Consider the following 15,086-nt stretch of genomic DNA (forward strand, 5'->3'; position numbering starts at 1 on the left):
GGTCAGTCCTTGCCTCGGTTGGGCTTGAGCCAGAAGGGCACCGACGGATCGTCACCCGAGCCGCCGTTGCCGCTGCCGCGCAGCCACAGCGGCGGCGCCTCGGACGAGCGGGACGACGGCTCGTCCGAGCCGAAGATCCTGGACCCCGACGACGCGCCGGACGGCCGCGCCGCGGACCCCCCGGACCTGGACCCGCCACCGGACCTGGACCCGCCGCCGTTGCGGGCCCCGCCGCCGTTCCTGGCTCCGCCACCGCCGCCGAACAGCCCGCCACCGGAGCCACGCGACCCCGAGGACGTCGAGCCGCCCGACCCGCCGGACCCGCCGAACCGGGAGCCCCGCGAGCCGCCCGAACCGCCGCCGCGCGAGGCCCATCCGCCGCCCGACCGCCCGCCGAACCAGCCACCGCCGCCGCCACTGCCGGAACCGCTGGAAGAACCGCCGGAGGTCGTGGCTCCGGCGGCCATGCCCCCGGACGGGGTGCCGCCCGCGCCACCGGAGCCGCCGCGGGCGCCGGTCGCCGCGGGGCGGGTCCTGCCGGCCTGGCTGCCGAGGTTGAGCGGCGGCGCGGTGCCCCTGCGGGGTTCGAGCGGAGGCCGGGCCCCCGCCTTGCCGCCGTGCTGGTCGGTGTCGAGCGGCGCGGCACCCACCGGCATCCGGGTGCCGGCCGAGACGCCCTCGCCCTCCTCGCCGCGCATCCGCGCCTGGGCGACCGCGGCGCCGGCCGCCGCGCCCGCGCCGCTGCCGGCCGCCGCCGCCCTGATGAGCGGCTCGGCCTTGCGCAGGCCCCACCGGCCGAGCTTGGCCCCGGCGACCGGCGGCAACACGTTCGCGGCCCGCTCCAGGACGGGCGAGCTCGCGGCGTCGCCGAGCATGCGGGTGGTGACCGTGTGGCCGCTCAAGGACGCGAACAGGTGCTGGAACGGACGCCGGTAGAAGAACACCGCGATCGTCAGCAGGGCCATGAACAGCACCTGGAGACCCCAGGGCATGGCCGTGGAGATGATCAGGGCGTACCCGTAGACCAGGACGCTGAGCACGAGCGTCAGCACCGCCTGCCTGAGCAGCGTGCCGACGAGCATCTCCACCCACCGCATGGCGATGATGCGCCCGCTGCCCGGATGCACGCCGACCAGCAGGAACACCGGCCCGAGTATCAGCAGCAGCAGGAAGCCCACCTTGAGCACCAGCAGCGAGACCGCCACCAGGAAGATCAGCAACCCGGCCACCACCGCCGCGATGAGCGCGCCGACGGCCACGCCGAGCCTGCTCGACCAGTCGCGGCCGGAGAAGACGGTGTAGCGGGAGTCGTTCTTGAGCAGCTCGGCGACCTTGGCGTACTCGGCCTGGTGGGCGGCGATGTCGGGGGCGGGCTGGCCGGCCACGGCCGGGGCGATCGACTGCGTCTCCAGCATCTTGCGCCCGAAGTCGCGCACGATCGGCTGCTGCGGGTCGGCGGTGCCGAACATGCCCACCAGCCACGGCTTGCAGACCAGCGTGGACCACAGGGCGTCGGCGTTCTGGTCGACGCCGGCCGTGCCGACCTGGCCGTAACCGCCCGGTTTGACCTGCGGGTTCGTCTGGCCGGGTGGCGGCAGGCAGGACGCGCCGCCGGCGCCCGGCAGGCCGGAGAAGGCGGAGTTGACCACCTCGCCCGTCTTGTCGGTCACGACCTTGCCGAGCCCCGTGAAGTCGCCGGGCCTGCTGAAGAACCACACGGCCACGGTGACCGCGAGGACCATCCAGATCACGCCTTCGGCGGTGGTGGTGGCCCGCTTGCGGATCAGGCCGTACCAGGCGAGCCAGATCGCGCCGAGGATCACGATCGGCCGCAGGAACGGCCAGTACATGGCCTCGGACAGGTTCTGGACGATGTCGTCGACGACGTCCTTGATGGACTGGAGCGGTCCTTCCGTCGCGGCCGCCTGGTACGTCGTGATCGTCAGCCGGTCGATGGCCTTGGCCGCGGTGAAGACGCCGTTGGCCCACATGTTGCCGAGCACGGCGACGTAGTCGGAGCAGCCGAGCCCGTGGGTCTGCCAGAACTGGCCGGCCATGCCGAACTGGCCGTAGTTCGTCGTCGGGGCCTGGACGCCGCCCGCGGGAGGCGGCGGCTGGATCATGCCGTCGGTGCCGCCGCCGATCATCTCGGGGTTGAGCGGCCCCGACAGGTCACAGGGCGCCGCGGCGACGGGCGTGGAGAAACCGCCCACCACCAGCGGAACCGCGAGAACGGCGCTCACGAGCGCGAGCACCAGCGCCAGTCGTCGGGATAGTCGGATCTTCATGACCGTACCTCCTGCGCCCTGCCCACGCCCCCTCGAAGATCATCATGCCCGCCACCGTCTGGTCTGTCGTGTGTCGGGTTCGTGTCGAGCCAGCGGAGCAGTTCTTCGGAGATCAGGTCTACTCCGATGCGCCCGGCTCTGCCATCCAGATCACGGAAAACGCATTCGCCGTTGCCGAGCGAGCGGAGCACGGCCTTGTGCTCCTCCGACGGCTCCACGCCGAGCAGCGACATGACGTGGTCCACCTCCACCCTTTCGGTGGAACGGAACGCGAACACCGAGGACAGGCAGTTGGTCACCTGCTCGTTCAGCAGGTCCCCGGCGTTCTGGGAGACCAGGACGAGCGCGGTGTTCCTCGACCGGCCCATGCGGCTGACCTCGGGGACCAGCTTGGCGCCCTCCGGCGTGGAGGTGATCGCCCACGCCTCGTCCAGGAAGATCGCCTTGGGGGCCCGCCGGTCGAGGCCGTTCATCAGCCTGCGGGCGAACTGCGAGACCAGGTAGAGCAGGGCCACCGACAGCCGCTGCTCGTAGGAGTAGTCGTCCCTGGTCGTGGCGACGTCGGGCAGCGTCAGGCCGCCCAGGGTGAACACGGTGGTCCACCCCTCGCTGTCGATCTGGTCGCCGCCCGAGGGGTCGAAGCAGAGCCTGGCCAGGTGCATCTCCGACATCGACCGCAGCACCGCGCCCAGGTTCTTGGAGGCCGGGTCGTCGGCCTGCTCCAGGTAGTCGACCACCTTGCCCAGCGACGGGTCGGAGCCGTTGGACACCGCGGCCACGGCCTGGATCATGGCCGACTCGCGCTCCTCCGACATGCGGGGCAGCAGCAGCCGCAGCGTCTCGGTCGCCATGGTCTTCTTCGCCGCGATGTCGTCGCCGAACGAGAACGGGTCGAGCAGCCCCGGCGCGGCCGAGCCCAGCGGGATCACCCTGGCCTTGCGCCCGCGCTTGTCCAGGAGCTGGACCAGCGACTCGGCGTCGCCCTTCGGGTCGATCACCGCGACCGTGACCCCGCGCAGCGCCATCTGGTAGATCATCAGCAGCGCGAGCGTGGTCTTGCCGCCGCCCGGCTCGCCGGTGATCGCGATGGCGGTCGGCCGGTTGCGGCTCGCGGCCAGCAGCGGGTCGAAGTGCACGATGCTGCGCGCCCTGCCGACCGTCTCCCCGATGTACGGCCCGAGCCAGCCCTCGCTGCCGTCGTCGAGCCGGTCGCCGAGGTCGACGGTGGCCGTGGCCATGCCGCCCGCGATGGTCCGCAGCGGCTGGCGCTGGGCGTAGGCGTTGACGCGCACCTTCTCGCCCGGCAGCGCCTCGCAGAACAGCGAGAACTGGTCGCCGGTCGAGTTCACCACGTCGATGCCCATGTCGCGGTAGTGCTCGACGACCGCCTCGACCCGCTGCACGCAGATGTCCTCCGTGGGGGCCGAGACGATCAGGCGGTGCCAGCCGTACACGAAGGGCAGTCGTTCCTTGGTGATGCCGTGTTCGAGCATGCGGGCCGCGTCGATCTGCTCGGCCAGCGCGATCGGCGCCTCGGCGCCCGCCTCGCGGATGTGGTGGTCCATGTCGCGGGCGTGGGCCAGCTTGCGCGCGACGTCCTTGGACGCCTTGACCGGCGGGATCAGCCGCATCCTGGACGAGATCTCCACCGGGAAGGGCAACTGGTCGGCGAAGTGCATCCACGGCTCGCCGTCGGGGAACGGCATCAGGTCGGGGAAGCGGGCGAACGACAGGTGGGCCACGTACGAGTCGCCCTGCGGCTGCACGATCCGCAGCAGCGACCTGCCGTTGTGGATCTCGCCCTCGACCAGCGACTCGATCTCGCCCTTGCCCCAGCGCCGCTTCGGGCTGGCCGAGGGCGACGGGTCGCCGACCGCTCCTGCGGCGGCGTGCTGGAACAGCCAGGCCACCTCGACGGACGTGGCGTGCCTGGCGTACAGGGCGCTGGAGGCCAGGGCCCGGCCCAGCCGTTCGGCCGACTCCGTCCAGCGGCCGATCTCGCTGTCCGGGACGTGGTCGTCCTCCATGCCGAGCGCCTTCTCGGTCTTCTGGTAGAAGCCGAGGAGCTGGGCGAGCACGCCGCTGCCGAGCTGCTTGCCGCGCGGCCCGAGGCGGACGCCCAGGTAGACCTCCTTCGACCAGAAGTCCTTCGCCCAGACGTGCCGGTACATCTCCTCCAGGTAGTCGCGCCAGCCCGGCCCCTCGTCGGAGGTGGCGTTGAGCGCCATCGCCCACTCGGCCGCCGGGTAGGTGCGGTGCGCGACCCGCAGGTGGACCTCGGCGTCGGGCATCCTGATCGCGGCCAGCGCGATCGTGACGTTGGTGGCCAGCGCCTCGCGCTCCTCCGGCGTGACGAACTCGTAGCTGACCGTCGGAAGCCGGAAGTACGCCCACGCGCAGGTGTCCGTGAGCAGGATGCGGTCGTCGAAGTAGCGGACCGCGAGACGCTGGTGCGCTCGGGACGCCCTGCTCATGCCGCCCCCTCGGCGCATGAACGGGCCAGACCTGCTCGCATGTTCACTTAACGCTCACCGATTCTCGTGCCCGGGGGGTCACTCGCCAACTCCTCTTCGCTCGGTCGGACGGCCTGTCCGTGTGCCTGTACCGCGAAGCCTGCAACCACGACGCCGGCGAGGGCGAGGTAGGCCCGCCGTCCGGCCGCGCGCAACTGACCGGGGTCGACGATCTCCGCGCCGCCGGGCGCCAGGCCGTCCTCCCACGGGACCCTGACGATGGCCCGGCACCTGCCTCTGGCCACCGCCTCCGCCTGCTCGACGTCGGCCATCGAACGCCTGCTCACGCCGTTGACGACCATCACCGCACGCCTGCGCAGCTCGCCGCAGCCGTGCCCGTCGAGCCATTCGTACGTCATCGCCACCGCCTCGGCCGCCTCCTCGCTCGCCGGGACCACCAGCACGAGCTGGTCGGCGTACGGCAGGATGCGGGCCGCGAGCGCGGCGGCCGGGTCGATGACCGACAGCTTGTAGTGGCGGTCGAGCAGGCGCATCGACTCGCCCAGCCGGTGGTCGGAGAAGAAGCTGCGGTCGGCGAGCCGCTGCTCGGCGCCCGCGTCGGTGTCGGCCGAGATCACCTCAAGGCCGGAGGCGGTGCGGGTGGTGAAGCCCCGCATCGTCAGGTAGCCGCTGACCTGGTCGAGGCCGGACAGCAGCGACGTCAGGGTCTCCGGCGTCTCGGGCTCGATCCTGCTGGTCAGCGTGGTGCCGCCGGTGTTGGCGTCGACGGCGACGATCCGGTCGTCGCGGTAGGTGGCGAAGGTGTGGCCGAGCATGAGCGCCGTCGTGGACTGACCCGCGCCGCCGGTGCAGCCGAGCACCACGATCCGCCGGCTGCCGCCGAACACGGCCCTGGCCCTGGCCTCGTCGATCTCGGACCCGTCGGTGCGTACGCCGCCTCCGCCCACCACGACCTGGGCGATCCGGCGCCATCCGCCGGAGTCCCGGCCCACCACGGACTCGACCCTGCGCACCCGTCCCTCGGGAGGCCTGCCGCCTTCGCCGGGCCTGGGAACCGGCACGGGCGCCACGAGCCCACCCGCCCTGTCCCCGGGCCGGCCGCCGGCGGGCCGCCGCCGCGCCGCCACGTCCCGCCCAGGCTCGCCGTACACCTCGGAGGGCTCGTCCGGTACGCCCCCGTCCCCCTCGCCCTGGCCAGCCGCTACCTCCGTACGCGCAGCCGCAGGCCGCTCAACGACGGCACCCACGTCGGCGGAAACCCCCTGCTCGGTGGCAGCCTCCTCGCCCACGGAACCGTCCCTCCCGCCAGCAGCGTCTCCCCCAACAGGGACACCCTCCTCGCCAGTGACAGCCTGCCCCGAGGACGCATGCCCTTCGCCGACAACGGCCCGCTCACCACCAACGGCCGCTTCGCCTCGGGCGGAGGCTCCGCCGCGGGCGGGGACCTCGGCGCGGGCAGGCTCTTCGCCGTCAGCGGGCGCTTCGCTGCCAACAGGCGCTTCACTGGGGGCGGGGGCTTCGGCGGGGGTGGAGGCTTCGGCGGCGGCCTCATGCGCGGTCTCGAAGGACCGTTCGGCGCCGGGAGCGTCGGACCTGGAAGCGTCGAGCCTCGGAGCGTCGGATGTAGAAGCGTCGGTGCTCGGGGTGTCCGTGCTGACGGCAGGAGCGGTCGGGTCGACGGGGGTGCCTTCGAGTGCCGACTCGGCCTCGCTTGTCGGGATGCCTGCCCCTGTCGGTGCCCCCTTGTCGGGATGCGCGCTTTCTGCCGGGTATGCGCCCTCGCCCACGGGGCCGGCTTCGGCTGGGGGTGGGGTGTCGGTGGGGGGCTGGGGGGTGGGGATCTGGTCTTCGAGGCGAAGGGGTGGGCCGGAGAGGGGCTTGGCGTCGGGGTCGACCGGGGGCCAGGAACGCTGCGCGCCCAGGATCACCGTCCCGGGCGCGACCCGCGGCGGCTGCCCCTTCCTGTGCTGGTCGCGGGCGATCGTGTTGTCGTCCTCGCGCCCCACGCCTTCGGGACGGCCGGTGACGCCCTGGCGGCGCTCGTCGGTGCTCTCACGACGTCCGGTGACGTCGTCGCGGCGTTCTGCGGTGCCGCGCTCGCCTTCCGCGCGACCCGCGGCCTCGCCGGGCGCGTCGGCGGTGGCGGCGAGCCTGCGCAGCCGCCGCAGGGCCTCGGTGTCGATCGGCTTGCCGGCCACGGGCTTGAGCCCCTCCGCCGGCCGGATCGGCACGACCGCCCCGCCACCCTGCACCTCGCCCGCATCGGCGTCCGCACGCTGACCCGACGCCCTGCGTGCGCTCGGCTGCGTCGCCTCCGAGGGGTCTCTCTCCTCGGGAACAGCGATCTCGTGGCCGGGGGCGGCGCGGCGGGGGCGGGCGGGGAGGGCGCCGCCGGTGAGCTCGCGGCTGGCCAGCTCTCCGGCGGCGACGTCATGCTCGACCGGCGGCAGCGCCGGTCCGTTCTCATCCCCTGGGACCAGGACCAGCGGCACGTCCCGGCCGAAGGCGGGGGCGGGACGGCGGGCCTGCGGCGCCAGCGCGGGCGCCGTGCCCCGCCTGGTACGCGACCCCCACCCGGTACGCGCCTCCGCCACCGGCGCCTGCTGGGCGGCCGCCGCCGCGGCGGCCACGGCTGGACGGACCTGGCGCGGACCCGTGATCCGCTGCCCCTCACGCTTGCGCTGCGGCTGGCGGGACTTGCGCGCCGCCTTGGCCTTGACCCGGACCGGAGTGGTACGCCAGATGCGCCCCGAGAACGTGACCGCCTCGGGCTCGGACGTGGGAGCGAGCCGGTACCAGGCCTTGGGCTGGCCCAGGTAGCGCAGCTGGGACTCCAGAAGCTCGGTGAGCCGCTTCCCCTCGATGACGGGACGCGTGGACAACCACGTCACGATCCCCGGCGGGACCAGGAACAGTACGTGCCACGGCATGGCCACCGGCACGCCCACCAGGATCAGCAGGAGCGACCACGGCACGAACACCCCGACGAACACGCCGATCCAGACGATGGGGAGCGGCATCGGGAGGCGAAGGTCGTAGAGCTTGTAGAGCCGCTTCTCGATGCGCCAGATGTTCGTATACGTGGGCAGGTCCACGCAGTCCTCCTCTCCACCCGCTCGTACATGACCGCCCTGGAGCGGTCTCAACCCTTTACTTGATGCCGAGAGCGCCCGCGATCGCCTTCGCCGTCACCTCGATGATGTTGGGAACGTAGAAGATCACTCCGATGGCCACAGCCAGGATGAGGAACTGGACGAAACGCGTGATCTCGCGGGTGAAGAGGAAGAAGAGCGCGACCACGGAGACGACGACCAGGAACAACGGGGCGAAGAAGGCACGCAGGAAGTTGGCGAGCCCTCCGGTGTCAATGCCGGTCGGCGACGGCGACGGCGTCATTTCGATCAAGGTGAGCACTACGGTCTTCAACGTCACTTCTTGTCCTCCCGGGGGGTACCGAACAACAGCGCGGCCGAGCGTCTATCCAACGGCCCGACCAGCGCCGCGGATGTCGGCGACGTACCACTTGTCGCCCTGCTTCTCCACGGTGAGGCGGTAGGCCTGCTCCAGCCGCCCGCCGACGGCGGCCGGGTCGGTGGCGCTCGGCGTGGCCGGAGCGTCGCCGTTGGGCACGATCCACACCACGACCGCCTGGATCTCTCGGGTGGCACCCCCCACAGGCACCACGATGTCCTTCAGCTCCGCGAAGGTGAAGGCGCTGCCGAAGCTCGGCAGGGTCTTCCCGGCGGCCACGTAGCGCTGCAGCCCGGCGGTGTCGCCGGAGGCGTAGTCCTTGAAGAAGCCCTCCAGTTGCGGCTTGAGCTCGGCCGCCGCCGCGTCGTCGGTCTCCGGCTTGGCGAGCTGCGGCAGGTCGGCGGGGGCCGGCGCGGGAAGGATCGCCGGACGCCCCGAGATGACGAACCGCCTGCCGTTGTCGTCGCCGGAGTAGTAGATCGGGACCGACAGCATGAGCCGGCGCGGCCCGGACTGGAAGGCCACGCTGACCACGGCGTTCTGGGCGTCGGTCGCCTCGATGTCGTACGGCTGGATCGCGACGGCGGCCATCTTGCCGAACCCGTCCCACCACATCTGCGCGTCCATGCCCTCGGCCAGGAACGCGGCGAGCTTCCTGGTCCGGCTGGCCGCGTCTTCCGGGCTGAAATTCAGATAGACCCCCGCGAACTGGGCGGCGAAAGCCATGCCCTGGTCGGCGGGGAATCCCTTGTGCGCCACGGCGGCGCCATTCGTCGTCGTGGGCTCTTGCTGGGTAAACCGCTCAAATGGGGCACGAATCCCATTCACCACGATAACCACAATAAGCGCCCAGAGAATGATGCGGCCGGCCCAGACCAGCCACCGTCCGCCGCCACCGGACCAGCCGCCCCGGCGCGGCCTGCGCGAGGGCGGCGCGTCGAAGTCAGCCATGTCCGGGCGCGCGGAAAGCTCAGGCTCGCCAGCGATCCGAGGATCGTGCTGGACGGTAGACCTACGAGCCATCACGCCTCCGCTCGCGCCGATCCCCCCGGTTGGCGCGGTGTCGTCCGTTGCCGATCCCCATCATCCGCGGTGAAGTAGTCACCCTATCCGGTCCCGCCATTCTTCCAGGAAAGCCACGCCCATGCTGCAGGCATGACCGGCCTGACGGCAAACCGGATCCGTATGGCAGACGTCAGTGCCGCTTCCCGTCACTAACTGGCGGAATCACCATTTGACCAGGCCAGACGCCCATTTCCGCCTAGCGCGGCAGACATGGATTCCTGTCCAAAACAGGCATAGATGCTCACGACCTGCGCATTTGGCATGAGAGGAGGACAGAGGGTGTTATGCACCACTTCTGGGGGTACGACAGTCTCGGCTCAGGCGGGCTCGGGGTCCTGGCTGGTGCGTGCCCGGCGACGGCTGTGCAGGTCGACGACCGTGGGGGGCACCGCGCGCTCCAGCGACCCCCGCAGGTCGGCGAGCATCGAGGCGGCGTCCCGCTCCCGCACGCGGCTGGCCAGCTCGTTGCGCTCGTCGACCTTCCTGCGCAAATACGCCTCACGGTTGACGCGCAGCCCGTACATGAGCTCGACCCTGATCAGGGCCAGCTCCTCCTCCAGGCTGATGCCCGCGAGGGTGGGCGCCGGACGTCGTTTCCGGATGATGCGTCGGATCATGAGGGCCTCCCGAGTCAGCGTGAACGCCGTGACGATTCGACGCGTAGGGACCCAAAGTGGTTGACGCGTCAGTTGTCCCGGAATCACATAATCCCGGAAGGGCCTGCGCGTTCGTCGTCCGGACGATGGGCTTTCGACGGCGATCCGCCGGTAACCTAGCGTAGCGAAAGTTAGCCCACCGTGATTGGACTGATGTGATGCGTCGCCTCGCCGCCGCCCTCCTGCCCGCCGCCGCGCTCGCCGCGTTCGCCCTCAGCGCGCCCTCCCCGGCCGCCGCCGCGCCCTCCTGGGTCACCGACAGCGAGTGCACCGAGGCGGGCGGCAAGGTCGCCCCCGTCGGCCGCGGCAAGGCCGTGTGCCAGGGCGGCACGTACGCGAACGAGCTCATCCACTTCGACAAGAAGCCCGCCGGCAACGGCGGCGGAGGCCCGCTGAGCGGCGGTGGCGGCCCGCTCAGCGGCGGCCCCGCGGCCCTGCTCGGCGGGCTGCTCGGATAGCGCGGGCCGGCGGATCAGACGTTGAAGCGGAACTCCACCACGTCGCCGTCGCGCATGACGTAGTCCTTGCCCTCGATGCGGGCCTTGCCCGCGGACCGGGCGCTGGCGATGGAGCCCACTTCGACCAGGTCGTCGAAGGAGACCACCTCGGCCTTGATGAAGCCGCGCTGGAAGTCGGTGTGGATCACGCCGGCCGCCTCGGGCGCCGTGGCGCCCTTGCGGATCGTCCAGGCCCTGGTCTCCTTCGGGCCGGCGGTCAGGTAGGTCTGCAGGCCCAGCGTCTCGAAGCCGACCCGGGCGAGCTGGCGCAGGCCCGACTCCTCCTGGCCGACCGACTGGAGCAGCTCCAGGGCCTCCTCCTCGTCGAGCTCGACCAGCTCCGACTCGATCTTGGCGTCGAGGAAGACGGCCTCGGCGGGCGCGACGAGGGCCGACAGCTGCTCCTTGAGCGCGGTGTCGGTCAGCTCGTCGGCGTCGAGGTTGAAGACGTAGAGGAAGGGCTTGGCGGTGAGCAGGTGGAGCTCGCGCAGCTCCTCCCGGTCGAGGCCGCTCTCGAAGACGGTCTTGCCGGTCTCCAGGACGGCCAGCGCGGCCTCGGCGGCCTCCAGCGCCGCCTTCTTGTCCTTGTTGTTGCGCGCCTCCTTCTGCAGGCGCGGCACGGCCTTCTCGACCGTCTGCAGGTCGGCCATGATCAGCTCGGTGTTGATGGTCTCGATGTCCCGCTTGGGGGAGATCTCACCGTCGACGTGCGTGACGTCGGGGTCGCCGAAGACGCGGATGACCTGGCAGATCGCGTCGGTGTCGCGGATGTTGGCGAGGAACTGGTTGCCCCTGCCCTGCCCCTCCGAGGCGCCCTTGACCAGGCCCGCGATGTCGACGAACTCCACCTTGGCGGGCAGCACGCGAGCCGAGCCGAAGATCTCGGCCAGCTTGGGCAGGCGGTCGTCGGGCACGCCCACGATCCCCACGTTGGGCTCGATGGTGGCGAACGGGTAGTTCGCGGCGAGTGCGTTGCCGGTCTTGGTCAGCGCGTTGAAGAGCGTGGACTTACCGACGTTGGGCAGGCCGACGATGCCGATGGAAAGGCTCACGGACAGCGAGTTTACTTGCTGAGCAGGTGCAGGCAGGTCACCGGACGGTAGGTCCCGGGCGCCGCGCGCAGGTAGCGCTGGACGCCGGCCGGGCAGGCCGCGGGCGTGGTCTCGAAGGAGACGACGCGCGCCCAGGCCGCGGACGAGTCGCAAGCGGCCCTGGTCACGGCCGACCTGGCGACGACGTCGGCGGCCGGTCTGGCCACGCACGCGCCCTCGTCGAGCACCTGACCGCCGGGGCCCAGACAGACGACGTTCGCTCCGCTTTCGAGCGTGTCGAGGGTGGTCGAGGGGCATTCGCCGGCCGTCGAGGCGATCGCGACGGATCTGCCGTACCAGCCTGTGCCCGCGCACGGGCGCTCCCGGCCGTCGAGGGCCACGCAGTCGCCGGGCCTGAGCACGCCGCCGCCACCGCCGGGCGCCCCGGCGTGCGGGGCCAGGGAGGACCGTACGCAGGCCGTGCGGCCCAGGCCGATGCGCAGCACGTCGTCGGTGTCGTCGGGGCAGTCGGCGGGCCGCGGCGGGTCGTGGGCGATGGCCAGCACCTCGAAGTCGCCGCCGTTGCACGGGATCAGCGCGTAGCGGTCGGTGACGCAGGCGCCGGGCGTCCAGCGCAGGGTCGGGCGGGTGGCCGCCGGCTCCTCGGCCCCGGGGCCGGTGATCACGGCTCCGGCCAGGGCGATCAGGGCGACCGACACCGCGGACACGGCGACGGCGAGGCTCGTACCGGTAGCCATCCCAATACTGTGCGTGACGGATCAGTCGGCGCACAAGCGGATTCCGCAAGCGTGTCGGGAAGATCCAGACGCGATGTGCTGCAATCATCGTTGGAGTGGATGTCGTCTCGCTGCTCATCGGACTCGCCCTCGGACTCCTCGTCGGCTTCCTGGTCGCCAGGACCCGCGCGGCGGTGCGGGTGGCCGAGGCCGACGCGCGGGCCAGGTCGGCCGCCGAGAAGCTGGTCTACGTCGAGGAGCAGCTCGCCGAACGGTTCCAGGCCCTGTCCACGCGCGCCCTCGACGTCAACAACGTGCGTTTCCTGGAACTGGCCGAGACCCGCCTGTCGGCCAGCCGGGCGGAGGCCGCCGGCGATCTCGACCAGCGCAGGCAGGCCGTCGAGCACCTGGTCGAGCCGCTGAAGGACGCGCTCGCGCGGGTCGAGTCGCAGCTTCGCGACACCGAGGCCGGGCAGCGGGCGGCGCGGGCGGAGCTGGTCAAGCAGATGGAGTTCGTGCAGCAGAGCAACGAGCAGCTGCGCTCGCAGACGACCGCGCTGGTCAGGGCCCTGCAGCGGCCCGAGGCGCGCGGGCGGTGGGGCGAGCTGCAACTGCGCCGGGTGGCCGAGATCGCCGGGATGCAGCGCCACTGCGACTTCGAGGAGCAGGTCGTCGAGGGCGCGATGCGGCCCGACATGGTGATCAGGCTGGCCGGCGGCAAGAACATCGTGGTCGACTCCAAGGTCTCGCTCGCGGCCTACCTGGAGGCGGCCGAGGCGGGCGACGAGTCGCTGGCCACCGTCCGGCTCGACGCGCACGCCAGGCACGTCCGCGAGCACGTCGACCGGCTGGCGGCCAAGGCGTACTGGCAGGGGTTCAACCCCTCGCCGGAGTTCGTGGTGCTGTTCATCCCGGGCGAGGCGTTCCTCGCGCCCGCGCTCGAACGCGACCCCGCGCTGCTGGAGTACGCCATGGCGCGGCGGGTGCACATCGCCACGCCGACGACGCTGATCACGATGCTGCGCACCGCCCACTACGCCTGGCAGCAGGCCGCGCTGAGCGAGAACGCGCGGGCGGTGTTCGAGCTGGGCAAGGAGCTGTACGAGCGGCTGTCGTCCCTCGGCAGGAACGTGGAGTCGCTGGGCAAGGCGCTGACGCGGGCGGTGGAGGCGTACAACAAGTCGGTCGGTTCGCTCGAAAGCCGCGTCCTGGTCACCGCACGCAAACTCAACGATCTGGGCGTCGTGGACGGCGATCTGGACGCCCCGGACATGCTCGAAGGGCTCCCGAGACCCCTGGCCTCGCCCGAACTGCTCGAAACCACGTCTCTGATTTCGCACTCGAACGGTAAGTTGGCAGGCGGGTCGCCGTAAACGGGGGTGGGACAGTGGCAGAGAAGGGCAGGCGTTCTGGCGTCAGGCTGACCGCTCGCGGCGCCATCGCGCTCACCTTGGTCGCCACCCTGGCGGGCTATGTCCTGAGCGCGGTGCTCGGCCTGTCCTACCTGGTGGGGGCCGCGTTCGTGGCGTCGAGCCTGCTCGGCGTGCTCCTGGTCAACAAGCGCGAGCTGCTGTCGCTGGTGGTCACGCCGCCGCTGGTGTTCTTCTGCGCGACGCTCTTCGTCGAGCTCGGGCGCGCGTTCGGCTCGGTGTCGATCATGCAGTCGCTGGCCCTCGGCCTGTACGGCTCGCTGACCCGCGGCGCCCCCTGGCTGTTCGCCGGCTCGGCGGTCGTGCTGGCCGTCGCCTGGCGGCGCGGCCTGCGCGACAACGTGCGGGAGCTGCGCGAGGAGCTGAAGGCGGGCGCGGAGATGCCGCGCCCGCGCCAGCCGTTCGTGCCCGAGCCGGAGGGCTACTTCGAGCCCAAGGTCTACGGCACCCCGCGCGGCGACGACTAGGACACGCGAAGGTCCTTGCGCAGCTCGTGCGGGAGCGCGAAGCGCATGCTCTCCTGCACCGACTCGACCTCGCGCACGTCGCCGAAGCCGTGCCCGGCCAGCCGCGCCAGCACCTCGTCCACCAGCTCCTCCGGCACCGAGGCTCCGCTGGTCACGCCGACCGTGGTGACGCCGTCGAGCCATTCGTCCTGGATGAAGCCGGCGTTGTCCACCAGGTACGCGGCCTCGGCGCCGTAGTCTTTGGCCACCTCGACCAGGCGCTTGGAGTTGGACGAGTTCTCCGACCCGACCACGATCACGAGCTGGGCCTCGGCGGCGATCTCCTTCACCGCGACCTGCCGGTTCTGGGTGGCGTAGCAGATGTCGTCGCTCGGCGGGTCGATCAGGGTGGGGAAGCGCTCCTTGAGGCGGGCGACCGTCTCGGTGGTCTCGTCGACCGACAGGGTGGTCTGCGACAGCCACACGAGCTTGTCGGGGTCCTTCACCTGGACCTTCTCGACCGAGTCGAGGCCGTCGACGAGCTGGATGTGGTCGGGGGCCTCGCCCGAGGTGCCCTCGACCTCTTCGTGGCCTTCGTGCCCGATGAGCAGGATGTCGTAGTCCTGGGCGGCGAACCGCTTGGCCTCGTTGTGCACCTTGGTGACCAGCGGGCAGGTGGCGTCGATGGTGCGCAGGCCCCGCTGCCTGGCCTCCTCGTGCACGGCCGGCGAGACGCCGTGGGCCGAGAACACCACGATCTCGCCCTCGGGCACCTCATCGGTCTCCTCGACGAAGATGGCGCCCCTGGCCTCCAGCGTCCTGACGACGTGGGTGTTGTGCACGATCTGCTTGCGGACGTAGACCGGCGCGCCGTACTGCTCCAAAGCCTTCTCGACCGCTACCACGGCTCGATCGACTCCGGCACAGTAGCCGCGCGGCTTGGCTACGAGTACTCGGCGGGAAGTGGGGGTCTGGGGCTCCATACTTCTTA

The 15,086-nt window shown here is 71.4% G+C and carries 12 protein-coding genes; 3 read left to right on the forward strand and 9 right to left on the reverse strand.

The genetic code is table 11. The annotated features are described in order from the left end of the window. Positions 1–2: 2 nt before the first annotated feature. From ACIBQ8_RS16305 to ACIBQ8_RS16330, 6 genes are all read right to left on the reverse strand, one after another. The gene (locus ACIBQ8_RS16305; RefSeq protein ID WP_397192311.1) at positions 3–2,288 is read right to left on the reverse strand and encodes a type IV secretion system protein; all 2,286 of its coding nucleotides are present in this window, start codon (positions 2,286–2,288) and stop codon (positions 3–5) included. Next, complete coding sequence (locus ACIBQ8_RS16310; RefSeq protein ID WP_397176933.1) at positions 2,285–4,762, reverse strand: ATP-binding protein; 2,478 nt, start codon at positions 4,760–4,762, stop codon at positions 2,285–2,287. The genes ACIBQ8_RS16305 and ACIBQ8_RS16310 overlap by 4 nt, the downstream gene beginning before the upstream one ends. 47 nt (positions 4,763–4,809) lie before the next feature. Further along, positions 4,810–7,857 carry a TcpE family conjugal transfer membrane protein gene (locus tag ACIBQ8_RS16315; RefSeq protein WP_397192312.1) on the reverse strand — a complete coding sequence of 1,016 codons (3,048 nt, stop codon included), beginning with the start codon at positions 7,855–7,857 and terminating at the stop codon, positions 4,810–4,812. Positions 7,858–7,912: 55 nt separating this feature from the next. Further along, positions 7,913–8,158, reverse strand: a complete 246-nt coding sequence (locus tag ACIBQ8_RS16320; protein ID WP_357974902.1) for a hypothetical protein — start codon at positions 8,156–8,158, stop codon at positions 7,913–7,915. Between the two features lie 81 nt (positions 8,159–8,239). Continuing rightward, positions 8,240–8,992: a conjugal transfer protein gene (locus tag ACIBQ8_RS16325; RefSeq protein WP_397176930.1), complete on the reverse strand. Its 753-nt coding sequence runs from the start codon at positions 8,990–8,992 to the stop codon at positions 8,240–8,242. Between the two features lie 623 nt (positions 8,993–9,615). Then, positions 9,616–9,915, reverse strand: coding sequence for a hypothetical protein (locus ACIBQ8_RS16330; protein ID WP_397176928.1), 300 nt, complete (start codon positions 9,913–9,915; stop codon positions 9,616–9,618). Positions 9,916–10,112: 197 nt separating this feature from the next. Here ACIBQ8_RS16330 and ACIBQ8_RS16335 point away from each other — a divergent pair, with 197 nt between their 5' ends. Continuing rightward, on the forward strand, positions 10,113–10,412 hold the full coding sequence (locus ACIBQ8_RS16335; RefSeq protein ID WP_397176926.1) for a hypothetical protein: 300 nt from the start codon (positions 10,113–10,115) through the stop codon (positions 10,410–10,412). A gap of 14 nt (positions 10,413–10,426) precedes the next feature. Here ACIBQ8_RS16335 and ychF read toward each other — a convergent pair whose 3' ends face one another. Both ychF and ACIBQ8_RS16345 read right to left on the reverse strand, forming a co-directional pair. Next, on the reverse strand, positions 10,427–11,503 hold the full coding sequence (gene ychF / locus ACIBQ8_RS16340) for a redox-regulated ATPase YchF (RefSeq protein WP_397176925.1): 1,077 nt from the start codon (positions 11,501–11,503) through the stop codon (positions 10,427–10,429). An 11-nt stretch (positions 11,504–11,514) separates the two neighbouring features. Further along, on the reverse strand, positions 11,515–12,240 hold the full coding sequence (locus ACIBQ8_RS16345; protein ID WP_397176924.1) for a hypothetical protein: 726 nt from the start codon (positions 12,238–12,240) through the stop codon (positions 11,515–11,517). 95 nt (positions 12,241–12,335) lie between these two features. Here ACIBQ8_RS16345 and ACIBQ8_RS16350 point away from each other — a divergent pair, with 95 nt between their 5' ends. Together ACIBQ8_RS16350 and ACIBQ8_RS16355 are read left to right on the forward strand one after the other, a co-directional pair. Then, positions 12,336–13,592, forward strand: coding sequence for a DNA recombination protein RmuC (locus ACIBQ8_RS16350; RefSeq protein WP_397176922.1), 1,257 nt, complete (start codon positions 12,336–12,338; stop codon positions 13,590–13,592). A 14-nt stretch (positions 13,593–13,606) separates the two neighbouring features. Continuing rightward, on the forward strand, positions 13,607–14,116 hold the full coding sequence (locus ACIBQ8_RS16355) for a DUF6542 domain-containing protein (protein ID WP_397176921.1): 510 nt from the start codon (positions 13,607–13,609) through the stop codon (positions 14,114–14,116). Here the strand turns inward: ACIBQ8_RS16355 and ACIBQ8_RS16360 are convergent. Beyond that, on the reverse strand, positions 14,113–15,078 hold the full coding sequence (locus ACIBQ8_RS16360) for a 4-hydroxy-3-methylbut-2-enyl diphosphate reductase (RefSeq protein WP_397176919.1): 966 nt from the start codon (positions 15,076–15,078) through the stop codon (positions 14,113–14,115). The two genes, ACIBQ8_RS16355 and ACIBQ8_RS16360, sit on opposite strands and share 4 nt — an antisense overlap. Positions 15,079–15,086: the final 8 nt, after the last annotated feature.

The sequence above is a fragment of the Nonomuraea sp. NPDC049646 genome (assembly GCF_044465525.1).
Classification (GTDB): Bacteria; Actinomycetota; Actinomycetes; order Streptosporangiales; family Streptosporangiaceae; genus Nonomuraea.

Coding starts and splice junctions, on each gene's coding strand:
- ACIBQ8_RS16330 (WP_397176928.1), bottom strand. CDS start 9,915: ATGATCCGACGCATCATCCGGAAACGACGTCCGGCGCCCACCCTCGCG.
- ACIBQ8_RS16335 (WP_397176926.1), top strand. CDS start 10,113: ATGCGTCGCCTCGCCGCCGCCCTCCTGCCCGCCGCCGCGCTCGCCGCG.
- ACIBQ8_RS16305 (WP_397192311.1), bottom strand. CDS start 2,288: ATGAAGATCCGACTATCCCGACGACTGGCGCTGGTGCTCGCGCTCGTG.
- ACIBQ8_RS16310 (WP_397176933.1), bottom strand. CDS start 4,762: ATGAGCAGGGCGTCCCGAGCGCACCAGCGTCTCGCGGTCCGCTACTTC.
- ACIBQ8_RS16345 (WP_397176924.1), bottom strand. CDS start 12,240: ATGGCTACCGGTACGAGCCTCGCCGTCGCCGTGTCCGCGGTGTCGGTC.
- ACIBQ8_RS16360 (WP_397176919.1), bottom strand. CDS start 15,078: ATGGAGCCCCAGACCCCCACTTCCCGCCGAGTACTCGTAGCCAAGCCG.
- ACIBQ8_RS16320 (WP_357974902.1), bottom strand. CDS start 8,158: ATGACGCCGTCGCCGTCGCCGACCGGCATTGACACCGGAGGGCTCGCC.